Consider the following 23,329-nt stretch of genomic DNA (forward strand, 5'->3'; position numbering starts at 1 on the left):
TCTTACATCATTGCCGATCTGTCGGTAAAAATCTCTGAATGATTTTCTTTTCCTGTCCTTGCTTCAGGTAGCTGTAAGATAAATTTGGAACCTTTACCGGCTTCAGATTCCACTGTAATTTTTCCGCCAAGTAGTTCAGAGTATGCGCTTGATATGGATAATCCCAGACCCATACCGTCATAAGTCCTGTTTACCCCGTAATCTATCTGGTAGAAGCGGTCAAAAATTTTCGATCTTTCAGATTCCGGTATTCCAATTCCTGAATCAAGAACATAAAATTCTATAGTCTTGTTTTTTTCACTGACTCCTACTTCTATAAAGCCCTTGTCAGTGAATTTAATTGCGTTGTTAATCAGATTGGTCAATATTCCCAACAGTTTGAATTCGTCAGTTAGAATTATTTTATCCGGTGGCTGAATAAAATTAATCGCTCTGAATTCAAGGTTTTTGTGTGATGCAATAGTACGATATTGAAGTTCAAGGTTGATAAGCAATGCATTCAGGTTGACAGTGGATTCATAGACACTCAGTTGCCTGGTTTCAATATGAGATATACTGATAATATCATCAACTATTGACATCAGCTGTTTGCCGCTCTTATCAATAATATCGATGTATTTTTGGATCTGATCTTTGGTGAGGTCTTTCTGGGTAAGCATCCCCGAAAAACCAAGAATGGCATTCAGAGGCGTCCTGATTTCATGTGAAATATTATGAAGAAAGGCAGTTTTCAGTCTGTCGTTTTCTTCCGCCTTATCCCTGGTTTCAATCAGGTTTTTTACCAGGTACGTGTTTTCAAGGGCCAGCGAAGTAATATTCGAAAACGACCGGAACAAATCAACCTGGTGTTTTTCAAATTTTGAGCGTCTTTTGATAGTCCCGATTATAATGACTCCGGTGACTCTTTTATTCACAAATAGCGGGATGTAAACGATAGATCCCAGTTTCCTCTTTTTGACAATTACATTTTCTTCATCCGTGAAATCTTCCCTGGCCGTATCAGGAATAATTACAATCGTTTCTTCATCAATTACCCTTCGGATATGCGGATGATTTTCAAGCCTTGCCAGCCTGAATTCATCAGGGAATCCCGGAGGCAGAGGAGGATACGTGGCTCTCAGAATGAGTTCATCCTCTTTCACAAGGTAAATGGCACTGGTATCAGTGGTTACAAGTTTTGAGGCACTGTCTACAATCCTCTGCAACACTGTTTTTTTATCCACTGACTCAAGCAGGTGCAGACTGGTATTGAAAAGGATGGAAAAGTCCTTTTGTTCCTCAATGATTGAATTAGCCTGTGACAACCTGTCTTCAAGGTACCGGATCCTTTTCCGGAGTTCTGTGTCTCCGTTCTCCACAGGTCCGTTGTTATCGGAAACTGAGTCAGTCATATGTTTGGGTCAGATAGTATTGGAAAGATAATGATTTATAACCAGATTGTCAACAGAAATTGAAAAGGTATAAACGATCAGCCAACGGGATGACTCATATCACCCGCATAACTGAAATCAGGCATATAATTGCCCGTTATCTTTACACTGATCAATTTTTATAGGTAATATGAATCGTTTTTTTGTAAGTGTGTTATGTGGAGTGTTGTTCTTTTTAGTTTCATGTGAAAAGGAAGATCTGTCAAATGACAAAGCTCCTGCAGCAAGCAACGCTGCAACAATCAATACGGAGGTTTATACCCTGAGTTCAGGGGATAACAAGGGATTTTCAGTCGAATATCTCCGGATGGCCGATGCCATCAAGGTTAAAGCTGATTTTATAATCATACCTCAAACCGGTCTGACAGGTGATGTAATGTCTCCCTTTCTGTCGCATCCGAATTTTGAAAGGCGGTTTATTCTTGCAAAGGAATTTGACGATGCAAAAAGTGCTGAAGCGTATTTTGATTCCTATAATGTTTCCCCCGATGGAGAACCACTTCAACAATTCGCCCTTGATTTGAGGGCAAACCAGGTCTGGCTGGTTAAAACAAAGGATGGTCGTTTTTGCAAAATGCTGATCCTTGAAACTAAGATCAATAAAGAAACAGATTTTGTAGCCATTAAATTCAAGGCTGAAAGAATCGTATAGCAGACAGGTGTTGTTTATTTTTCTCCGGAGAAACTGATATTAATAGGATCTCCGGAGTTTTTTTTATTCTAAAGGCAACCATTGGAATGAATTATGCATCTATTTATAAAATACTCTTTATGAAAGCTGCATATCTTTTTCTGGCCGCCCTGTTTTTCATGTTCTCCTGTGAGAAAAACAACAATGACCCGGTACCTGCAAAGCCTGCCGATCTCGGACTGTCTAAAAGCACAACAGATATAATTGAAGCGGATAATGCATTCGGACTTGACCTTTTTACTAAGGTTCTTAAAAACGATGCCGAATCCGATAACATTTTTGTATCACCCACAAGTGTGGCACTGGCGCTTGCCATGACGTATAACGGATCTGCCGGCGATACCCGCGCAGCCATGGAAACGGCTTTGCATAAACAGGGTTTTACGGATGAAGAAATCAACAATGGGTACAAAAGTCTCATTGATGCCCTGAAATCGGTTGATCCGAAGGTTATTCTCGAAATTGCCAATTCAATCTGGTATAAGGAAGGATTTACTGTTTTACCTGATTTTATAAACATCAACAGGCAGTTTTATAATGCCGAAGTGGATTCACTTGATTTCAGTGATCCTTCATCTGCCGGCACAATAAATGGATGGGTAAATGTTCAGACACACGGAAAAATCAACAAAATTATTGATGGCATACCTGGTGATGCCGTTATGTACCTGATTAATGCGATTTATTTCAAGGGAATCTGGCAGTATGAATTTGATAAATCAAAAACATTCAGCGGATCATTTACGGCAAATGGAGGGAGTTCTGTTAGTGTGGATTATATGACACAATCGGGTACCTTTCAGGCTGCACAGTATTCAGGTTTCGATATGATTGAACTGCCTTATGGGAGAGGAAATTTTAGTATGGTAATTCTGTTGCCTAAGAATGATAACACCGTAGACAACCTGGCGGATTCAATCACGAATGAAAACTGGAATACCTGGATCAGTGGTCTGAAAAAAAGGAATGTCGATTTATTCTTACCGAAATTTACTTATAGCTATAGCAGGTTGTTGAATCCTGATCTCACCGGTATGGGGATGGGCGTTGCTTTTTCTGACGGAGCTGACTTTTCAGGAATTAACGGATATGGTGGCCTCAAGATTTCCAGGGTAATCCATAAATCATTTGTAGAGGTAAATGAACAGGGAACTGAAGCAGCCGCAGTGACGGCGGTTGAAATTGTTGAAGCCTCCTATCCGGGGGCTAATCTTGAATTCAATGTTAATCGCCCGTTTATGTTTGCCATTCGTGAAACAACAACCGGCGCTGTTTTATTCATGGGCAGGGTAAACAACCCGTTAACCAAAGAAAACGGCGATTAGCCGGCGAAAAACCTGACAGCGTCAGGAGGACGTGAGCGTTTGAACATCCTTAAAAAACAAAAACCTGCATCAATAATGCAGGTTTTTTTATCCGCGCAGAGATGCGATTCATCGCGTCTCCGGTTTATAGCGTCTGATTTTATATAATTACCTTATAGTCGATCCTTTCACAGCAAAGAATGTAATGTAGGCGTAATAGAGGAAGAGGCAGCTGATGGCAATAATCAGGCCTATTTCTTTCTGAATTCCGCCCATAATAATCGGCAGAATAGCAGCGCCGATGACCGAAGTAGCGATTACGCCTGATCCTACTTTTGAATGGGGACCGAGATCCTCAAGTGAAAGGTTGTAAATGCAAGGCCACATGATGGAATGGAAGAGGCCGGTAGCCAGGAATACCCACATAGCGAGCGTACTGGCGTTGGTTCCGATTACAAATGACAGGGCAAGCAGTAAAGCTCCGCCAACTGCACAGAAGCTTAATATCCTGTTTGCCTTGAAACTGCGAAGAACAAAGATTCCGATAATACGGCCAACCATAAGTCCACCCCAGTAGTACTTCAGCATGTCGATGGGGTTGATCTTATCGAGTACTCCGAGTTTTCCGGCATAATCGGCGAAGAAACTGGGAATACCGATTTCAACACCCATATAAAAGAAAATGGCTAACGATCCCAGCCACATGTGTGTGTACTTAAAGGCACTGGATTTATATTTCTTTTCGGAACCTGTAGTTGATTCACCTTCACTTTTAATTTCAGGTAATTTCAAAAAGAACATGATGACAAGGATGACGGCTGTAATGACTCCGATAGTAAGGAAAGGACCGTCAACAATGTCTTTGATGGCACTGTTTTCCAATTTGGTGCCGGGTTCAAGTTTGGGAGTCACTAACAATACTGATACAAATATCGGGGCAATTACAGTGGCCACCGAATTGAGCGCATTGGTAAGTGTAAGTCGGCTGGCGGCCGTTTCTGCGGGCCCGAGGGCGTTAACATAAGGTGCTGCTGCAACCTGGAGAATAACAACACCTATTGCAAATACCGACACAGTGGAAAGAAATCCATAATAGCCCATGGATACGCCGGGTATACAAAGGAAAAATCCGAGTGTGATAAGGGCCAGTCCCGACAGGACCCCGTTTTTGTAACCGATTTTATTCAGAAGAAAACCAACAGGGACCGAAAGGATGTAAGCACCGTAAAAAAATGTGTTGGGTAACTGCTTGGCTACATCATCAAGCCCGAAAGCATTTTTCAGGAATTCAATCGTTGAATTGTTCATGGTTGTGATGAATCCGAACAGGAAGAATAAAGAAGCCATCACAATCAGCGGAAATAGAAATTTCGAGTTGTTTTCGTTCTTAGTCATATGTTCTTGTTTGAAGTTTGTAAGTTCAATATCGGTTGAAGATAATAATTTTTGGACAGTTTGCTCCCATCATAAAACTTCATTATTCTTAAATCGGTGTTCCTTGTTGGATTATAAAAACTTCGTTATCCTTAAGTCGGTGTTCCTTGTTCGATATTTTTTCGTATAATCTATTGATAACGAACACTGAACACTGAACACTGATTTTTGAATGTCGAACAGGCCATCCTGGTAATATTTATTTTCTCACCGTAAACCGATGCACACAGCTATGCCTATATTCCTCTCCGGGATTCAGCATTATGCCCGGGAAATGAGGTTTATTAATGGCATCGGCAAAATGCTGTGTTTCGAGGCAGAATGCCTGGCGTTTCTGGTATTTTTTGCCACCCTTGCCCTTTTCATTATCCATCCAGTTCGAACTGTACAACTGTACACCCGGTTGGGTTGTAAAAATTTCCATTACACGTCCTGATCCCGGGTCATAGGCTATAGCTGCCAATCCGAGCTCTCCTGAAGGGTGATCCAGTACCCAGTTATGATCATAGCCGTTTCCATATTTAAGCTGATCATAATCTGCGTTAATATCCCTGCCTATCTTCTTTGCCACGGTAAAATCCATGGGTGTGCCTGTCACACTGAGAATTTCCCCAGTAGGAACGTTTGTATCATCAGTAGGCGTAAAGAATTTTGCATTGATTTGCAATTCCTGCACCATGGCATCACCAGAACCTTCTCCTGCCAGGTTAAAGTAGGAGTGACTGGCGAGGTTGAAAATAGTTGTTGAATCGGTTGTAGCCCTGTAATCCAGCCTCAGTTCATCATTGTCAGTGAGTGTATAAATTACAGTTACCTTTACTTTCCCGGGATATCCTTCTTCTCCGTTCACCGAAACATACTGGAGATGTACCATGTTGGCTTTGGTTTCCATAACATCCCAAACGACTTTACTGTAACCTGTAATTCCGCCATGAAGGTGATTGGGACCGTTATTAATGGCAAGAGTGTATACCTTTTTATTCAGTGTGAATTTTCCCTTGCCGATACGGTTGGCTACGCGACCGCAGACTGCTCCCATATAGGGCCCGTTGCCACTGATGTACTCGGCTATTGTATCATATCCCTGGACGATATCCGCCATTTTACCGTTCCTGTCAGGAACATGAATACTGGCAATAATAGCGCCATAGTTCGTAACCTGGGCAATTAATCCGTTCTTGTTTTTCAACGTGACGAGCCGCGTTTCCTTGCCGTAATGAACGGTTTTAAAGTTGTTTTCGTTAAGCATGTCTTTGGTCTGTTAGTCTATTAGTCTGTAGTTTGTTAGTTGTTAAGTAATAAGGTATTAAGGCCTAAGAAATTCTTCTGAAATCAAAAATCAGTGTTCCTTGTTCGGTGTTTATTGCTGGGACCTATGGGACCTATAGGATTTATAGGACTGAAATCCAATCACTAAACACTAATCACTAATCACTTACTTGATATTGGTATGACGAAGTCGGAGACTTCGCCTAGCATTCCTCCTTCCGTCATCCAGCACCCAGTATCCAGCACCCAGTATCCAGCATCCAGCATCCAGAATCGGTCTTACACCTTACTCCTTACCCCTACTCCTTACTCCTTACTCCCTACTATATTTCCACTTTCCCCGTTCCCTGCTGCCTGATGAAAAGCTTATGGCAGGAACCTTTTCCATATACATGTTCAAGGGTGGATATATACTGATCCAGTGCATCATTAGGGACAAAAGCCTGGATGGTTCCGGCAAATCCGCCTCCATGCACACGCCACGCGCCTTTACCCTTCAGTACGATGTCGCTCAGAGCCAGGGCAAGTGAAACACCCTGTTCACGAACATTATTGACAGGATAAATATTCTGATTATACATATAGGAACTGTAGCCTGATTCGATTACCATATCCAGGAACGACTTGAAATCGTTTCTTTCAAGGGCTGCAACCTGGTCGACAACCCGCTGATTGTCCTTTTCAAAATGGATGGCTCTCAAAATGGCTCTGTCACCGACTTTTTCCCTGATACGCGGTGCAATATCGATGATTTGTTCAAGAGTGACTTCCCTGAGCACTTTTGCACCCAGCTGGGCTGCCACAGCTTTCATATCAGTGGGTAATGATGCGTATTCATCATTCAAATCGGCATGGTTTCCGCCTGTATCTGTTATCACAAGGGCAAATCCGGTAGCGATGAAGTCGAAATTCACTTTCTTCACAACCGGTTTAGAAGGATCTTTAAAATCAATTGTTATCAGTCCGCCCATTGAACAGGCTGTCTGATCCATCAGACCGCAAGGCTTTCCGAAAAAATTATTCTCGGCATACTGCCCGATAATGGCGTTCTGAATCGGATCAAGTTTTCCCTGGTTGAAGAGTTCACTGATTATGGCACCGATCAGCACTTCGAAAGAAGCCGATGAACTGAGGCCTGAACCTTTCGGAACTCCGCCGTCGATTACAGCATTGAATCCGCCGATCTGGAAGCCAAGTTCTTTTAAACGGGCACTGATACCTCTTACAAGCGAAGCAGAAGTATACTGTTCATTCTTGTCGGGTTTCAGGTTTGAAAGATCGACTTCAAATGCCGGATACCCTGCAGATTCAATACGAACCGTGTTTGTGTTATTTCGGGCTGCAACAGCCACGTTGTCGAGGTTAACAGCCCCGGCAAGTACCCTTCCGTAGTTGTGATCGGTATGGTTTCCGCCTATTTCGGTACGGCCGGGAGAGCTGAAAAATTCAGCATCTGCATTTCCGAAATCATTTACAAACTGCTTTAACAGGTTTTGATAACGCTGTGAGTTTTTTATTAATTCAGCAGGATCATTTCCGTATAATTTTTTCAACGCGTCGGTACCTGCATTGAGTTTGGAGAGAAGGGTTTCAGTATTCGCCATGTTTATCGGTTTAATGAATTGATCATCCGTAAATTTAGTAATTCAGGCTTATAACACCTACAAAAGGAATATGTTATTCTTTCGGCACTGCTCAATTAATTCATTGGGCCAGATGCTGGCCTGAACTTCGCCGATATGGGCCTTGCGGAGATAAAACATACATATCCTTGACTGGCCGATACCGCCTCCGATTGACAAAGGCAGGTCATTATTGATCAATCGTTTGTGAAACAGGAGTTCGGCTCTTTCTTTTGAATGGGTTATTTCAAGCTGTTTAAGCAGGGAATCCCTGTCGACCCGGATTCCCATGGACGAAACCTCAAAAGCCGTTTCAAGTACCGGGTTCCAGAGAATAATATCACCGTTCAGTCCGCGGTATCCGTTTAAAGTTTCCGTAGTCCAATCGTCATAATCGGGAGCACGGCCATCGTGCTGTTCACCGTTTGCAAGCATTCCGCCTATGCCGATAACAAAAATGGCACCGTACTTTTTAACGGCTTCATATTCGCGTTCCCTGGGACCCAGGTTCGGATACTGTTCAAGAAGTTCCTCTGAATGAAAGAAAGTAATTTCCTGGGGTAAGAAGGGTTTGATGTTATTATAATTCTCAAAAACAACGTATTCGGTCCTTTTGAGCACTTCATATATCTTGCGGACGATGTATTTGAGGAAATTCACATTCCTGTCCTTCTGTGAAATCACCCTTTCCCAGTCCCACTGGTCCACATATAACGAATGAATGTTGCTGAACTCTTCATCGGGCCTGATGGCATTCATATCGGTGTAAATACCGTTTCCGTAAGGAATACAATAATCGGCCAGGGCCATTCTTTTCCATTTGGCAAGTGAATTCACCACTTCGGCACTGGCGTCCCCCAGGTCTTTTATAGGAAAAGCAACCTTGCGTTCTGTACCATTCAGGTCATCATTGATTCCGGTTCCTTTCAACACAAATAACGGAGCTGTCACCCTGCGTAAATTCAACTCAGCAGAAAGCTGTTGCTGAAAAGTATCTTTAACAAGCTTAATGCCTTTTTCGGTCTGATTGAGGTCGAGATAGCTCTTATACTTCGGAGGGACAATCAATGGTTTGCTCATACAATAAAGTTTTAAAGGGTTTTTTTGATACCTGCAAAAATAAAAATTACCCCGGTTAATCTATGACAACAGGGGTACTATCTTATGTATTTTTATGATAATCGCATGTTTACATGGTGATCCATCCACCCCGTCGGGGTACCCCCACCCCGACGGGGTGGTAACGACTTCCTTTTGTTCAATAACCAGTAAATCAATCTTATAAGCTGTTTTCGGCGCCTAAAAACATGACAAAAGTAATAAAACCACCCTGTCGAGGTGGGGGTACCCCGACGGGGTGGTATATTTTTGTAATTTTGTAAAAATTCTTTGAGTACATGAAAACTGCCATTATCGGAACGGGGGGAGTAGGAGGTTATTTTGGAGGAAAAATCGCACAGGCGGGGAATGAAGTAGTGTTTATTGCAAGGGGAGAACAGCTGAAAGCCCTCAGGCAAAAGGGACTCAGGGTTAAAAGTCCCTTAGGAGATTTTGAAGTTCCTTCCGTACATGCAACCGACGATGTTATCGAGGCGGGGAACGCCGATCTCATCATCCTGGGTGTTAAAGCGTGGCAGGTGAGCGGTATTGCCGCACAGCTCAGAAATCATATCAGAAAAGAAACTATCATTTTGCCACTCCAGAACGGCATACTTGTGAATGATGAACTGGCCGCGGAACTGGGTACTTCCCATGCGGTAGGAGGACTTTGCCGCATCTTCGCCAAAATTGAATCACCCGGTGTGATTGTTCATACCGGTGTTGAACCTTCACTTATTTTCGGAGAAACAGACAATGCAATAACGGAAAGGGTGTTGAAAATTGAAAAGTTGCTTACCGGTTCCGGAATCAAAGCCAGGATTTCAGAGGATATACAGGCTGAATTGTGGAAAAAGTTCATCAACATATGTGCAAGCGGACTGCTTGCCGTAACCCGCTCCACATACGGCGAAATCAGGGAAATGAAGGAGACCCGCACCATGATGATTGACCTGTTCGAAGAGATCTGGAATCTGTCGCAAAAAGCCGGTGTTCATGTGGAGCACGAATTTGTTGCAAAAACAGTGGCATTCATTGATTCATTTGATTATACCGCCACGTCATCACTCACTCGTGATGTCTGGGAAGGCAAACCATCTGAAATAGAATACCAGAACGGAACTGTGGTTCGCCTCGGTGAGAAATACGGTGTCCCAACTCCAATTAACCGGTTTATTTATAATTGCATATTGCCGATGGAAAAAAAAGCAAGAAAATTTGCCAATTTGCCAATGTGATAATGCCAATATGCCAATATGCCAATTTATGCGCTTATTAGCACATTAGCACATTAGCACATTAGCACATTAGCCCATTAGCACATTAACTCATTATCAGATTTTCTACAATCTTTACCGCGTCCTCAATACACTTTTCACAGATGGTTTCATGCATGTTCTTTTCATGGAACTCGTGCTGGCCTTCAGGTGTTCTCAGGTCGAGGTTGAGCAGGTCAGCGCAGCGGCAGGTGCCGTGAAGCTCTTTGAAACGCCTGTCGAATTCACGGATCAGCGCATAAGATTGTTCTTTCCGTTCTTTGTTATCGGAAACCTTCCGGCAAATATGAAGTCCGATGGCCATAAAAGATCCGGTGACAGCGCCGCAGGTCTCCTGCAAACGTCCCATTCCTGCGCCAAAGCCGCATGACATCATAAAAGCCGTGCTTTTGTCGATTCCGTATTTTTCGCTGTATACGCCTATTACTGACTGGGCACAGTTGAGTCCGGAGCGGAAATTGGTGATGGCTTCTGTTTGTAAATTGTTCATGGTTTGAGGTTTGAAGTTTATTGTTTGAGGCTTTCCGTTATTGCCAACATCCAGCATCCAGCATCCAGTATCAGTTACCTGCCTTTGCTTTCTCCACTTCCTTAAATACCCTCAGAAAATTCCCTCCCCAAATCTTATCGATGTCTTTCTGTGAGTAACCGCGCCGGAGTAATTCTTCAGTGATTTTCGGAAAATCGGCGACATCTCTGCAGTCGGCAAGTCCGCCACCGCCGTCAAAATCGCTGCCAATACCCACATAGTCAGTCCCTACCAGTTTTACTACATGGTCAATATGGTTCACCGCGTCGGTAATATAAGGAAGCACGGGGGGAAATGCCCGGTCAATCGAATCATACTCGCGCCAGGCCTTGGCCCGTTCCTTATCATCTATAAATTGCCAGTTATGGAATTTTTTCCTGAGTTCCTGGTGCTTCAGGTGATTTATCGATGTGGTATCCCCCGGCACAATGTAATCGCCCAGGATACAGATTTGAATGACCCCGCCGTTTTTTGCCAGTGCTTTGATCATGTCATCCGACATATTCCTGGGGTGGTTGCATAATGCCCTCACGCTTGAATGCGACGCTATAACCGGGGCTTTTGTAATGGCAAGCACATCGTAAAATGCCTTGTCTGAAATATGCGAAACATCAATGACCATACCCAGCCTGTTCATTTCCTTCACAACCTGTACGCCAAAATCACTCAGCCCGTTATCTGTTCCTTCATCCGTTGAAGAACTGCAGATATCATTACCCGTTGTATGACACAGCGTGATGTAACGGATTCCTTTTTTAAAGAATTCCTCCACCCGCGATATGTTTTTTTCAAGCGGGAAACCGTTTTCCATGCCTAACAGGATAGCGGTTTTGTCCTGACCGGAGATGTGCGCAATATCTTTAACCGAATAGGCCATCTCAACGGTTCCTCTATTTAAAGAAACCGCTTTTTTAGTGGAATCGATCATGCGGTTGGCCATTTTGTAGGCCTCATCGTAATTTTCAGGCGTTCGCTTTTTTTGTCCCGTGAAAACACCGAAAAAGATCGCATCCACATCACCTTCACGCAATCGCGGAAAATCCACCCGGTAGTCAGGTGCCTCGTGCCTTACAGCCAGGTCGCACCCGTCAAGGAGTTGCATAGGAGTGTCGGTGTGTGTATCAATAACACAGGCTTTATGATGGACAAGCCTTGCTTTTTCGTTCTGGGCAATAACAGGGTAGGTTAAAAACAGCAAGAATACAGGCAGGAACAGAGCTTTCCGAATCCGTAAATTTTGCATGATGTAATAAATGATTGAAACAAGTCAACGAATATATAATAAATACACACAATGTTTTGAAGTAATTTTACTGAACTGAAAATTTATTGATATGCCGCGAATTATTGTATTGTCATCCAGCGTAAGGAAAGGCAGAAACAGCCATAGGGTAGCTCTTTTTTTCAGAAATTTCCTGACAGAAAGAAAAGGGATCGAAGCAGAGATTATTGACCTTGCAGAATACAGGTTCCCGCTCTTCGAAGAAAGACTGCAATACCTGGAGTCGCCGGGTACCGACATTCTTGAATTTGCTGGAAAAATCCGGAATGCCGATGGCATCCTTATCGTTACCCCTGAATATAACGGAGGATATCCGGCAGCACTAAAAAATGTAATAGACCTGCTTACCAATGAATGGAAACGAAAGCCGGTAGCCATCAGCACCGTGTCGGACGGCAGTTTTGGCGGCACCCAGGTCATCACATCGTTGCAGTTTTCCTTATGGAAAATAAAGGCATGGACAGTTCCGGCCATGTTCCCTGTTCCGAATACGGATAAAACTTTTAATGAAAAAGGCATACCTGTTGATGCTGAAAGAACGCTGAAACGCGCAGAAGTCTTTGTAAATGAGTTATTATGGTGCATTGAGGCTAAAAATTGTATGCAAAACCGGTGATTGTCCGTTTCCGGACACCCTGTATACACAGCCGTTCATTTTTGTGCAACAGTCAAAATCCACCTAAATTATCATAATTTTCAGTTAATCAGTTTCTTGTAAGGTTTGGCCCGAAATGTGTGAATATGCATTCGGGCCCAATAATTAAGCATAAACCTTTAAACAAGAAATTTGATATGAAAAAGTCTGTACTTACAAATATTCCAACAACCCTTTTTATTGTATGTATATTCTTCCTGTCGGCCTTTAAAAGTGAAACCGACAGCGGTACCATTACCGGTAAACTGGTAAGCGACAGTGTTTCAACGCCTGTTTCTTTTGCGTCCGTTGCTTTGCTGAATTCTGATTCAAGTCTGGTAACCGGTGTAATTACCGACGATCAGGGAAGATTCCAGTTTACCAATCTTCCTTATGGCAAATATCATGTTAAAGTATCCTTCGTTGGATATCAAACGGTAAGTGTCAAAGATATTGAAGTCACCCGGCAGAATAAAGTAGTCGATTTAAAAGAAGTAAAGATGGACGAATCGGTGAAATCCATTGATGCTGCAGTTGTTGTCGGCCAGCGGCTCAAGGGCGAAGAAAAAGTGGACAAGACGGTTTTTACACTTAACGATGATATCCGGAAAGCGTCCACCACGGCCATTGATGCACTGAAGCATATTCCCTCGGTATCGGTAGACTTCCAGAACAATGTTTCGCTTGAAGGACAGAGCAACATCCAGTTTTATGTTGACGGTGTGCTGAGGACAAAGGAATATGTTGCCCAGATCAAGCCGGACATGATTGATAAAATCGAATTGATTACCAACCCGGGTGTAAAATATGACGCCGATGTTTCGGGTGTTATTAATATCGTGTTGCGCAAAGAAGCACGTTATGGAATGAGCGGTTCCCTCCAGGTTCCCATTCCCAGCCCTGAAAAAATTGTGGCTGAGCCTAATGGTAACATTGAATACGGTAATCAGAATTTCAGGTTCTATATCGGAGACCAGATGCACTTTGAACGTTTCCATGGCACTGAAGAACTTACAACTGCCGTTGATGATGTGAACGGACTCCCTTACAACTTTACAAAAACAGGTAAAGGGGTTAACAGCTGGCAGAACAACTATATGAACTACGGAGTTGACTGGTTCATCAATGAGAAGTCATCACTGAATTTCCTGGGTGAATGGAGAAACTGGAAAGGCGTGGCCAATGATTACAACTACGACAGCAAGATTTTTGTGGATAACAATCCGACACAATTCCTGAAAACGAAAAAGGATGGGCTTACAAGGAGCGATAACTATTACTTCTCGTTATACTATAACAGGAAGCTGAAAAAAGAAGGCGATGAGTTCAAGGCCGAAATATATTACAATCACGAAACCGGCCGCGACCGCAATAAATACTCCGAATTATACATTGACCCGATTGATGAGATAACTCAAACAGGAAGGATTGACAGGGTTGATCTTACACAGAACCTCAGGAATAACGGCGAATTAAAACTTGACCTGTCGTTTTCACTAAAGAATCTTAGAAATGAAGTCGGAGTAAGATCGTATGCAGCCAAAATGGACAATGATTTTACCAAATCCTATACAATCGAAGAAATTTCGGATGTGAATCTTGACCAGTTCAGCTATACAGAAACCAGGCAGACTGCCTACTATAACCTTTCGGGAAAAATTAAAAAACTTTCGTGGCAGGCAGGTTTGAGGGGAGAATATACATGGCTTGATATCAATTCACAGGCTAAAACCGATTACACTGTACTTTTACCCCAGTTCAGCCTGAATCAGAGTTTGAACAAAGAGCAGAATTTGAAATTCACCTACCGCAAGCAGATATTCCGCCCCGGTATCGGCAGCCTGAATCCCTTTGAAACATGGACCGATTCACTTCACGTAAGGGTAGGGAATCCGAAACTTGATCCGGCTATTGAGAACCGCTTCGAACTGGCTTATTCAAAGAATTTCAAATCGAATTTCATATCACCTAAGGTATACCTGCGGTACACTACAAATGGCATACAGGACAATACCGTGATAACTGATGAAGGAGTTACAATGATCACACAGGACAATGTAGGCAAAAACATGGAATACGGTCTGGGCTTAAATGGTGCCTTCCAGGTTATGAAACGCTGGAGACTCAATGCCAATGTTACAGTATTCAACCAGTTATTCCGCACAGACGAAGCTGTTGCCGGTCACAGTAAGGAAGAAATGGTAAGCTGCCGCTTCAATGTAAGCAACATTGTAACCCTGCCGAAGGACTACACCCTGTTCATGTTCGCAAACTATGGAAGCAGGAGCATCAGTTATCAGCGTGAATTCACAAGGGATCTGCTTGTACTGTTCGGTGCAGAAAAGAAATTCAATGACAAATGGAAGGCAGATGTATTATACAATCCGTTCATCAACAACTTCATGTACCAGAAGGTCGAAACTAAAACCCCGGGTTATTATGAAACATGGGAAGGACACGTAAAGGTTAACCAGCTGTTCTGTTTCTCGGTTACCTACAGCTTCAACAGGGGTAATAAGATCAGCAAGATCAACAGGGCTGTTGAATACGAAAGAAATGAAGGAAAAGGCGGATTATAAGATATTTAAGAAAGGTTAGTTAGATTAGATTAATTAGGTTTAGAGGTTTATGATTCTTCAACAGGTAAGTTAGTTAGGTTGCCTCCGGAGTTGGTCACTCCGGAGGTTTTTTTGTTAGGCTATCAGGCTGTCAGCGATTTAGTAATAAGGTATTAAGGCCTAAGGTTTTCTAAAATCAAAAATCAGCATTCAGTGTTCCCAGCGTTGGTGTTAGCCTTTGAATCGTAAATCGTAAATCGTAAATCGTAAATCGTAAATCACTTTCTCTGCCTCACCATCTCAAAAAACACCACTGCCGCGGCAGCGCTAACATTTAGCGATTGAATGGTTCCCCTCATCGGTATTTTTACGAGCATATCGGCCTGCTTTAGCAGTTTAGGATCAATACCGGTATCTTCGGCGCCGAGAATCACAAGTACAGGCTGGCTGAAATCGGCATCATACAGACTTTTTTCTGCTTTTTCAGTGGAAGCAATAGCTGTGAACCCGCTGTCACGAAGGTATTTCATGGTCTCCTGCAGGTTGTTTACCCTGCAGACCGGCAGGGAATTCAACGCACCTGCCGAAGTTTTAATGGCATCGGCATTGATCTGGGCCGATCCTTTCGACGGAATGATCATTCCTTGAAAACCGGCACATTCGGCACTTCGGGCGATGCCTCCAAGATTTCTCACATCGGTTACACCATCGAGCATCACAAGGGCAGGAACAGTTCCCTGTTCAAAAAGCATGGGTACCAGTTTCTCAATATCGGTGTATTCAATTTCGGAGATCAGGGCAATAATCCCCTGGTGATTTTTGGTTGTAATCCGGTTCAGCTTTTCAAGCGGTACATATTGAACCGGGATATTCTGTTCCCGCAACGCGGGTAGAAGACCAGGTGTTATTTCATTCCTGAACCCCTGTTTCAGTAATACTTTATCAATCTGCCTTCCGGAACGGACTGCTTCCAGAACCGGGTGAATCCCGAATAGAATGGTTTCTTTGTGTTTCACTAGTTAGCTGTTAGTATGTTAGTTGATTATTCAAAGCCGTCATTGCGAGGAAGCTTCCGCCATTTTTGATTATAGTAACATGTAAATGCGACGAAGCAATCTGCCTGCATTGGAACGACCTAACCAAGACAGACATTCGAAATAAAATGAGGCTCTTTGCATTGCCCTGCCTGTTCTGGCAGATTGCTTCGTCCGCGTAGGAACCGCGAACTCGCAATGACGTACCTGTGTCTCCAGTATCCAGCATCCAGCATCCAGCATCACTCAATCAGGTAAATATTCCCCCTCCTCCACGTATCCACTGCGGCACGCCAATAGGTATCGTAACTGTCGGAGCGTTGCAGTACATAATTATCGTAAGCATAAGCAGAAGGTACATGATCAAATGTGAATGTGACAGTGGTGCTATAATTATTTTTATAATAGATCCACTTTTCCTGTGTGGGAGTTTCCTTAACCGCTTGCGGAGGTCCGTAGATAATGAAGATCATTCCTCTGTCAGTCTTCCATCCCGGTTTAAATGATGTAAAATAATAGTTGGCAAAATACACCCTGTTATAATATACCCGGATAAGTTCGCGGGCCTTTTCAATATTTCCGGCCTTTTCAAGCCAGAAATTGTCAATTGCAAGTTTCTGGTTGGTGGCTTTTTTTAACGACTCATATTCCACCGAAGTAGCAAGGTAGGCGAGGGGTTCTATCAGTTGTGTAACCTGTTGCACACGGGGATAGCTTTCACCGAAATTCATCAGGGTGAGCCCTGCTTTTATAGTAGTATCCGGCTGAAAATAATAAACACCCTGGTAATTTAGCTGGTATTGCACATTTTTACTGAGTGGCAACACCCACACACTGTCAGGCCTGTCAAAATATTCTTTTTCCTGGTTCAATGAAAAAGAGGGCTTTGGAAGTGGAATTTCCTTTCCGTAATAGCTTACAAATACCTTGTCGTACCCTTCAAAGCTGTAATCCAGTTTGATTGTCCGGTTGCCTATCACATAAGGATCATATTGAGGCAGCCGGTCTTCCGGGTTCATGATAAGAAAATTCTGTGCGCTGTAAGGTTGTGATTTATCAATGTAAAGGTAAGTCAGACTTTCCGATCGCCTTACAAGGTCCCTGGCAGTAACAGCAAGTTGGTATTGTTTTCCGGCATCAGTATTAATCGGAAGCTGCGTTTGATATCGTTTATCGGCGTTTTCCCTTAAAAAGGTCAAAGTTGTTTTTCCCGAATCCGCAATAACAGGCTGTTCTTTATTGGTAATATCAGTGAGCACATAGCTTATGCCCACCTGGCCTAAAAGTTTGTTGGGTTCAATAGTTCCTGAATACAACAATTCAGCAGGGAATATTTTAATCAGAAGAAGGGAGGTGGCAGGAGTATCATTATATATGGCAAAAGCGGGATGAAGTCGGGTATTGGTAGGATTGTACATATTTGAAAGGTTGATAACGCTCGGTTTCACCAGTGATTTGGGTGAACGGCAGCCTACCGGTATGATTAACAGGCAAAATATATAGATGACTATTCGGTTCATAATTTCCGGCTATTACACACACGTAAAAGTACTTAAATTCTTTTATTTTTAAATTGTTCCAGTTCAATCTGCAGCTGTTCCCATATTTCCATCTGTCCATTTAAATCGGATCTCAGTTTTTCATAATTTGAATAGAAATCAGGTGCTTGTACCTGTGCAGGATTGGATTCCGGATTGGCAATAATCGACTCAGTTTTTGCTATCTGTTCTTCAAAACCTGCAATTACCGATTCAACCTTAAGAATCCGGTTCTCAATCTTTCGCAATTCCCTGTCATACTCCTTCTTATCAAAGAATGACTGTCTGGCTGATCCGTCCTGGTTGCCGGAAGCTGATTCAGGCTTTCCCTTTCGTTCAAGTTCAGAAAGAGTGCTGATCCTTCTTTTTTCAAGGAATTCGTAAATGCCGCCAAGGTGTTCCCTGATTTTTTTATTCCTGAATTCAAAAACTTTCGTTACCAATCCGTCAAGGAACTCACGATCATGCGATACTGCAATCAGCGTGCCATCATATGCAAGCAATGCTTTTTTAAGTATATCTTTTGAACGCATATCGAGGTGATTGGTGGGCTCGTCAAGCACCAGCAAATTGCATGGCTCCAGTAAAAGGCGCGCCATGGCGAGTCGCGACCGTTCGCCCCCTGAAAGCACTTTCACTTTTTTATCCACATCTTCACCACGGAACAGGAATGCACCCAGGATATCGCGGATTTTGGTCCGGATATCGCCCACAGCCACTTCATCAAGGGTTTCAAGAACCGTCCTGTTGCCATCGAGCAATTCATCCTGGTTTTGGGCGAAATAACCGGGCATTACATTGTGCCCGATCTTCAGTGAACCCTGGAAAGGCAGTTCACCGGCAATAATTTTCGAAAGGGTTGTTTTTCCCTCACCGTTCCTTCCCACGAAAGCCACTTTTTCGCCACGGTGTACCGTAAGGTCAACTGAATTCAACACGTTGTGATGCCCGTAGCTCATTGAAAGTTCTTTTATATCCACTACAATATTGCCGGAGCGTGGTGAAGGAGGAAACTTAATATTAATGGATGATGTGTCTTCATCATCAATTTCAATGATTTCAAGCTTCTCAAGCATTTTGATGCGCGACTGAACCTGTACCGACTTAGTGGGCTTGTACCGGAAACGTTCTATGAAATCGCGGGTATCGTTGATGAGTTTCTGCTGGTTGTTATAAGCCGCTGTTTGTTGTTCCCGCCTTTCTTTCCTGAGTTCCACATATTTCGAATAGGGGACCCGGTAATCATATATCTGCCCGAGTGAAATTTCCACAGTCCTGTCAGTTACCCTGTCGAGAAACACCCTGTCGTGCGAAATCAGTAACACAGCCCCGTGGTAGTCATGCAGAAAGGCCTCAAGCCACTGGATTGAATCAATATCCAGGTGATTGGTAGGCTCGTCGAGAAGGACTGCGTCCGGCATTTTCAGCAGTATTTTGGCCAGCTCAATACGCATACGCCATCCGCCGCTGAATTCTCGAGTGTGGCGTTTAAAATCGAACCTGCTGAATCCAAGACCCATAAGCACCTGTTCGATTCGCTGGTTGCGGTTGTCGCCCTCGAGTAAGTGAAAACGTTCCGTTTTATCAGAAAGCTGTTCAATCAGATCGATATAATCCTGCGATTCATAATCAGTGCGCACTGTGATCTGATGATTCAGTTCCTTGATTTCGTTTTCAAGTATCAGGATTTCATCAAAAGCACTGCCTGCTTCATCAATCAGGGTTTTATCATCGGTAATTACCATTTGCTGCGGCAAATAGCCAAGCCGGATTCCCGGGGGTATGGTGACTTTGCCTTCATCCGCCTGCTGAAGTCCCATAAAGACCTTCAGCAATGTGGTTTTTCCTGCCCCGTTCCGCCCCACAAGCCCGATTTTATCATGGCTGTTCACCATGAAAGAAATCCTGTTGAACAGGAAACTGCCACCGAAAGAAACACTGAGTTGATCTACTGATATCATCTTGCTAATATGCTAATATGCTAATATGCTAATGTGCTAATGTGCTAATGTGCCAATGTGCTAATGTGCTAATGTGCTAATATGCTAATGTGCTAATGAGCTAATGAGCTAATGAGCTAATGTGCTAATATGCTAATGTGCTAATGTGCTGCTAATATGCGATTAAATTGGCACATTGGCACATTGACTCATTGGCACATTGACTCAAGGCACATTGACTCAAGGCACATTGACTCATTGGCACATTAATTTACATCCCCTGAAATAAAACATCAATATATCCACATACGAATATCCTGCGCGTGCCATTTCCATGGCGCCCTGCTGGCAGAGGCCGATGCCGTGGCCGTAACCATGACCGTTAAATGTTACCGTGCCTCCGGTTATGTTTATACCAAAGTAAGCTGATTTCAGGTTAAATTGTTGCCTGATTTCAGTCATGGGTATCTGAATGCCATTAACAGCAAGGAATTTCTGCCTGTTTTCTGCCAGTGACACGATACTTCCGGTATATCCCCTGCCTTTAAGAAAATTCTCCCAGCTTGCAAGAGGTATTGTTTTGTTCCAGTTGCGGTTTGATGACTTATCGCAGAATGGATCTTTCACCGAAGTAAGATAAGGAAGATCACTATTCCAAACGTCTCTGCTGTTTGCCGTCATGCCTCCGCAATTGCTGTGATAAGCCGTAACAACCGGCTCATCGCTTTTAGTTGTCAGAATATATTGGCTTGTCAGCCGGGTGGCATTATAAATTTCCCTGTTCATCCTGCTTTTCCCGTTGTATGCCTGGCAATGCACCCCGTCACACAGGTTGAATCCTTCCGTGGCATGACGGGTAAAATTCTTAACCGCATAGGTCCTGGCTAAAACAGCCTGGGCTTTATAGTATTCGGGTAAAGCAGCCGAACCACCTTCTGCTTCGACAGTTCCAGGAATATACTTCTCAATATCAAGTGTATTGACCAGTTGAATCGATTGTTCTGCCACACTGGCCTCAAGTTCATTGTCCGATTCTTTGGCCGGCAGTGCAGGCACAACAGCTTTTACCTGGAAGATGCATGATGCGGAAACCGGCTCAAACAGGATTTTGGTGAATGAGCCGTAAGTTCCCTGCGTATCACTAAGTGATAATTTCTGCGATTCTTTTTCTATATGGAAAATATTCCCTTTGTGAACCCGTGCTATTTTGTTGCCATCGGCCAACACATCGTATTCCCCATCAACAGCGGAAAACACAAATGACTGCACACCCAATCCGTAATAAAGGCCGATCTTAATATCTGCTGCTGAAAGAATAAGGCTGCTGACATGAATTAAAACAACAAGGCTGAATATTTTAATCAAATCTCCTGTATCTGTTTAGGTGGTTACAATCTGGTATATTCGTTCTGCTACGCGGTCGGCCACACCCGGTTCCCCTAGGATCTTACGGAGGCGGGCGTAATGGTCAAGCATTTCTTTACGGTAAGCACCGTCAAATAATAGTCTGTCGAGTTCTTTTTTGATATCCTGTGAAAGATTATCCTGCAGAAGTTCTTTAACGGCCTCTTTATCCAGTATCAGGTTAACCAGTGAGAAAAATTTGACCTTAACAAGGAAACTGCCAATAAAGAAAGTAACCGGGTTGGTCTTGTAAATTACAACCTCCGGTATGTTGAGCAATGCCGTTTCAAGTGTGGCAGTTCCGGATGTTACCACCGCGGCAACCGAATTCTTCAATAGCGTGTAGGTTTGATTATACACGATGCTCACCTGGTGACCTGCAGTAAACTGGCTGTAATACTCTGGTGTAATAGAAGGTGCGCCCGCAATTACAAACTGGTGACCGGGATATTGGGGGATAACAGAAAGCATTTCAGGAAGAAGATCACTGATTTCCTGTTTCCGGCTACCGGCCAGCATTGCAATAACCGGTTTTTCATTCAGTTTATTCCTTTCCCTGAAATCATCAGATGCGTTGTATGAATTTTCAAATCCGGCCACGCTGTCAAGCACGGGATTGCCGTAGTATTCCGATTCAACCTGGTGTTCCCTGTAAAAATCAACTTCGAAAGGCAGAATGACAAACATCCGGTTGACATATTCTTTAACCTTTTTCACACGCCATTTTGCCCAGGCCCATAGTTTGGGAGATATATAGTAAATGACCCGGATATGGTGTTCAGCTGCAAATTTTGCCATGGGCAGGTTAAAGCCTGAATAATCCACAAGAATCAACACATCCGGCTTGTATTTCAAAATATCCTGCCGGCATGAGTTTTTGTACCTGCGGATGGCCGGGTATTTCTTTACCACTTCAACAAGTCCCATCATAGCCATATCGCGGTAATGAATGAAAACTTCAGCACCTGCATTTTTCATCAGGTCTCCTCCGAAACAGCGGAATTCAGCACCAGGATCCGTTTTCCTGATGGCTTTGATGAGGTTTGAAGCATGTAAGTCACCTGATGCTTCTCCGGCTATGAGATAATATTTCATAGAATTGTAAAAAGAAGCTTCATTAAAAATATAAGAACGGTAAGTACAACGGTCATGGCCACCACACCCTTCGCTGCTTTCATCCAGTCAGTACCGTTGAATATAAAGAAAAGGATCAGGTTGGGCAACACACAATGGCTGATCAGCACCGGGATGATATTGCCGGCCACAAGCCTGTTCGAAAACAGCGTATGCCTTACATCCTGCACTTTTGCGAAATACAAGATGAAATAAACGATTACCGGGATAACTATTCCGGCAATTAAACCCGTTGCCAGCGTATCGAATTTTTTAAGCTTATTCATGGCTGAAATTACGGTTTGTAAGTTCTTTCAGGGCGGCATGGTGGGTAAGGTCGGTCTGAAGGGGTACTATCGAAACGTAATTATTGTTGAGTGCCCATTCATCCGTATCTGTTGCTTCAGGTTCAGTGTTATGAAACACACCCGTAAGCCAGAAATAATGCTTTCCGGCCGGATCGGTGCGCTGATCAAACTCTTCCTGCCAGTAACCACGGTTCTGCCGGCAGATTTTTATCCCCGCAACCTGGCTTACCTGTACATCCGGTATATTCACATTGAGACATACAGAGTGTGAAAGTCCGTTCTGAAGCACATCCTGAGTGATAATTCCGGCGTAATGCTGTGCCGTAGTGAAATCCGCATCATGATCAAGATTCAGCAGAGAAAACCCAATAGAAGGAATTTCATTAATACAGCCCTCGAGGGCAGCACCCATGGTGCCCGAATAGAATACACTGGCGGCTGAATTCGAACCATGATTGATGCCCGAAAGCAGAAGGTCGGGTTTTTCAGGCAAAAGGTGATTCAAAGCCATCTTAACACAATCAACCGGTGTTCCGTAACATTTATAAACGGTCAGATGTTCTTCGTCTCTTACTTTTGTGAGCCTTAACGGTACTTTTACCGTAATGGCATGTGACATACCCGACTGAGGGTCAGCGGGTGCAACTACAATAAGGGTTCCGAGGGGGCGGATGGTTTCAATCAGTGACTGCAATCCTTTTGCCTCTACACCATCATCATTGGTAATTAGAATTAACGGTAGTTTTTGACTGTCTGCCATGAAATACTGAATATGCTGCAAAGATACATTTTTATGCCTGATGTGGTAATGAAGTGAAGAAGTTATGAACCCAACAGGCCATGCATTATTCCAAATTGTTTATT

The 23,329-nt window shown here is 43.4% G+C and carries 19 protein-coding genes; 5 read left to right on the plus strand and 14 right to left on the minus strand.

Annotated features, from left to right (window positions below):
• Positions 1-2: 2 nt before the first annotated feature.
• Entirely contained in the window at positions 3-1,391 is a 1,389-nt protein-coding gene (locus VK179_10570) for an ATP-binding protein (protein HLO59177.1), read from the minus strand.
• A 169-nt stretch (positions 1,392-1,560) separates the two neighbouring features.
• Here VK179_10570 and VK179_10575 point away from each other — a divergent pair, with 169 nt between their 5' ends.
• The gene (locus VK179_10575; GenBank protein HLO59178.1) at positions 1,561-2,082 is read left to right on the plus strand and encodes a hypothetical protein; all 522 of its coding nucleotides are present in this window, start codon (positions 1,561-1,563) and stop codon (positions 2,080-2,082) included.
• Positions 2,083-2,201: 119 nt separating this feature from the next.
• On the plus strand, positions 2,202-3,446 hold the full coding sequence (locus VK179_10580) for a serpin family protein (protein ID HLO59179.1): 1,245 nt from the start codon (positions 2,202-2,204) through the stop codon (positions 3,444-3,446).
• 147 nt (positions 3,447-3,593) lie between these two features.
• Here VK179_10580 and gluP read toward each other — a convergent pair whose 3' ends face one another.
• The 4 genes from gluP to asnA form a co-directional block, all read right to left on the minus strand.
• Positions 3,594-4,820, minus strand: coding sequence for a glucose/galactose MFS transporter (gene gluP / locus VK179_10585; protein HLO59180.1), 1,227 nt, complete (start codon positions 4,818-4,820; stop codon positions 3,594-3,596).
• A 238-nt stretch (positions 4,821-5,058) separates the two neighbouring features.
• Positions 5,059-6,108 (minus strand): aldose epimerase family protein, encoded by a 1,050-nt coding sequence (locus VK179_10590; protein ID HLO59181.1) that lies wholly within the window; start codon positions 6,106-6,108, stop codon positions 5,059-5,061.
• A 343-nt stretch (positions 6,109-6,451) separates the two neighbouring features.
• The gene (locus VK179_10595; GenBank protein ID HLO59182.1) at positions 6,452-7,732 is read right to left on the minus strand and encodes a galactokinase family protein; all 1,281 of its coding nucleotides are present in this window, start codon (positions 7,730-7,732) and stop codon (positions 6,452-6,454) included.
• Positions 7,733-7,789: 57 nt separating this feature from the next.
• Complete coding sequence (asnA, locus tag VK179_10600; protein ID HLO59183.1) at positions 7,790-8,830, minus strand: aspartate--ammonia ligase; 1,041 nt, start codon at positions 8,828-8,830, stop codon at positions 7,790-7,792.
• A gap of 317 nt (positions 8,831-9,147) precedes the next feature.
• Between asnA and VK179_10605 the strand changes: the two genes are divergently transcribed.
• Positions 9,148-10,086 (plus strand): 2-dehydropantoate 2-reductase, encoded by a 939-nt coding sequence (locus tag VK179_10605; protein HLO59184.1) that lies wholly within the window; start codon positions 9,148-9,150, stop codon positions 10,084-10,086.
• 85 nt (positions 10,087-10,171) lie between these two features.
• Here VK179_10605 and VK179_10610 read toward each other — a convergent pair whose 3' ends face one another.
• Both VK179_10610 and VK179_10615 read right to left on the minus strand, forming a co-directional pair.
• Positions 10,172-10,615 (minus strand): C-GCAxxG-C-C family protein, encoded by a 444-nt coding sequence (locus VK179_10610; protein HLO59185.1) that lies wholly within the window; start codon positions 10,613-10,615, stop codon positions 10,172-10,174.
• A 70-nt stretch (positions 10,616-10,685) separates the two neighbouring features.
• Positions 10,686-11,897: a dipeptidase gene (locus VK179_10615; GenBank protein ID HLO59186.1), complete on the minus strand. Its 1,212-nt coding sequence runs from the start codon at positions 11,895-11,897 to the stop codon at positions 10,686-10,688.
• Positions 11,898-11,988: 91 nt separating this feature from the next.
• Here VK179_10615 and VK179_10620 point away from each other — a divergent pair, with 91 nt between their 5' ends.
• Together VK179_10620 and VK179_10625 are read left to right on the plus strand one after the other, a co-directional pair.
• A complete protein-coding gene (locus tag VK179_10620; protein HLO59187.1) occupies positions 11,989-12,552 on the plus strand; it encodes an NADPH-dependent FMN reductase in 564 nt (187 codons plus the stop codon).
• 176 nt (positions 12,553-12,728) lie between these two features.
• The gene (locus tag VK179_10625) at positions 12,729-15,149 is read left to right on the plus strand and encodes a TonB-dependent receptor (GenBank protein ID HLO59188.1); all 2,421 of its coding nucleotides are present in this window, start codon (positions 12,729-12,731) and stop codon (positions 15,147-15,149) included.
• Between the two features lie 257 nt (positions 15,150-15,406).
• Here the strand turns inward: VK179_10625 and rlmB are convergent, their stop codons facing one another.
• The 7 genes from rlmB to surE all read right to left on the minus strand — a co-directional run bounded on the left by rlmB (position 15,407) and on the right by surE (position 23,225).
• A complete protein-coding gene (gene rlmB / locus VK179_10630; protein HLO59189.1) occupies positions 15,407-16,144 on the minus strand; it encodes a 23S rRNA (guanosine(2251)-2'-O)-methyltransferase RlmB in 738 nt (245 codons plus the stop codon).
• Positions 16,145-16,404: 260 nt separating this feature from the next.
• A complete protein-coding gene (locus VK179_10635) occupies positions 16,405-17,682 on the minus strand; it encodes a GWxTD domain-containing protein (protein HLO59190.1) in 1,278 nt (425 codons plus the stop codon).
• A 32-nt stretch (positions 17,683-17,714) separates the two neighbouring features.
• On the minus strand, positions 17,715-19,661 hold the full coding sequence (locus VK179_10640; GenBank protein ID HLO59191.1) for an ABC-F family ATP-binding cassette domain-containing protein: 1,947 nt from the start codon (positions 19,659-19,661) through the stop codon (positions 17,715-17,717).
• A 234-nt stretch (positions 19,662-19,895) separates the two neighbouring features.
• The gene (locus tag VK179_10645) at positions 19,896-21,005 is read right to left on the minus strand and encodes a SpoIID/LytB domain-containing protein (GenBank protein ID HLO59192.1); all 1,110 of its coding nucleotides are present in this window, start codon (positions 21,003-21,005) and stop codon (positions 19,896-19,898) included.
• A gap of 15 nt (positions 21,006-21,020) precedes the next feature.
• The gene (lpxB, locus tag VK179_10650; protein ID HLO59193.1) at positions 21,021-22,139 is read right to left on the minus strand and encodes a lipid-A-disaccharide synthase; all 1,119 of its coding nucleotides are present in this window, start codon (positions 22,137-22,139) and stop codon (positions 21,021-21,023) included.
• Positions 22,136-22,444: a hypothetical protein gene (locus VK179_10655; protein ID HLO59194.1), complete on the minus strand. Its 309-nt coding sequence runs from the start codon at positions 22,442-22,444 to the stop codon at positions 22,136-22,138. Before VK179_10655 ends, lpxB begins: the two co-directional genes overlap by 4 nt.
• Entirely contained in the window at positions 22,437-23,225 is a 789-nt protein-coding gene (gene surE, locus VK179_10660) for a 5'/3'-nucleotidase SurE (GenBank protein HLO59195.1), read from the minus strand. The genes VK179_10655 and surE overlap by 8 nt, the downstream gene beginning before the upstream one ends.
• Positions 23,226-23,329: the final 104 nt, after the last annotated feature.

It is taken from the genome of Bacteroidales bacterium, assembly GCA_035299085.1.
In the GTDB taxonomy this organism is placed as follows: domain Bacteria; phylum Bacteroidota; class Bacteroidia; order Bacteroidales; family UBA10428; genus UBA5072.

Excerpts from the sequence above, each read along its gene's own strand:
- VK179_10640 (HLO59191.1), bottom strand. The coding sequence starts at position 19,661 with ATGATATCAGTAGATCAACTCAGTGTTTCTTTCGGTGGCAGTTTCCTG.
- VK179_10635 (HLO59190.1), bottom strand. The coding sequence starts at position 17,682 with ATGAACCGAATAGTCATCTATATATTTTGCCTGTTAATCATACCGGTA.
- asnA (HLO59183.1), bottom strand. The coding sequence starts at position 8,830 with ATGAGCAAACCATTGATTGTCCCTCCGAAGTATAAGAGCTATCTCGAC.
- gluP (HLO59180.1), bottom strand. The coding sequence starts at position 4,820 with ATGACTAAGAACGAAAACAACTCGAAATTTCTATTTCCGCTGATTGTG.
- VK179_10655 (HLO59194.1), bottom strand. The coding sequence starts at position 22,444 with ATGAATAAGCTTAAAAAATTCGATACGCTGGCAACGGGTTTAATTGCC.
- VK179_10625 (HLO59188.1), top strand. The coding sequence starts at position 12,729 with ATGAAAAAGTCTGTACTTACAAATATTCCAACAACCCTTTTTATTGTA.
- VK179_10595 (HLO59182.1), bottom strand. The coding sequence starts at position 7,732 with ATGGCGAATACTGAAACCCTTCTCTCCAAACTCAATGCAGGTACCGAC.
- lpxB (HLO59193.1), bottom strand. The coding sequence starts at position 22,139 with ATGAAATATTATCTCATAGCCGGAGAAGCATCAGGTGACTTACATGCT.
- VK179_10580 (HLO59179.1), top strand. The coding sequence starts at position 2,202 with ATGAAAGCTGCATATCTTTTTCTGGCCGCCCTGTTTTTCATGTTCTCC.
- VK179_10615 (HLO59186.1), bottom strand. The coding sequence starts at position 11,897 with ATGCAAAATTTACGGATTCGGAAAGCTCTGTTCCTGCCTGTATTCTTG.
- VK179_10590 (HLO59181.1), bottom strand. The coding sequence starts at position 6,108 with ATGCTTAACGAAAACAACTTTAAAACCGTTCATTACGGCAAGGAAACG.
- VK179_10605 (HLO59184.1), top strand. The coding sequence starts at position 9,148 with ATGAAAACTGCCATTATCGGAACGGGGGGAGTAGGAGGTTATTTTGGA.
- VK179_10570 (HLO59177.1), bottom strand. The coding sequence starts at position 1,391 with ATGACTGACTCAGTTTCCGATAACAACGGACCTGTGGAGAACGGAGAC.
- surE (HLO59195.1), bottom strand. The coding sequence starts at position 23,225 with ATGGCAGACAGTCAAAAACTACCGTTAATTCTAATTACCAATGATGAT.
- VK179_10575 (HLO59178.1), top strand. The coding sequence starts at position 1,561 with ATGAATCGTTTTTTTGTAAGTGTGTTATGTGGAGTGTTGTTCTTTTTA.
- VK179_10610 (HLO59185.1), bottom strand. The coding sequence starts at position 10,615 with ATGAACAATTTACAAACAGAAGCCATCACCAATTTCCGCTCCGGACTC.
- VK179_10620 (HLO59187.1), top strand. The coding sequence starts at position 11,989 with ATGCCGCGAATTATTGTATTGTCATCCAGCGTAAGGAAAGGCAGAAAC.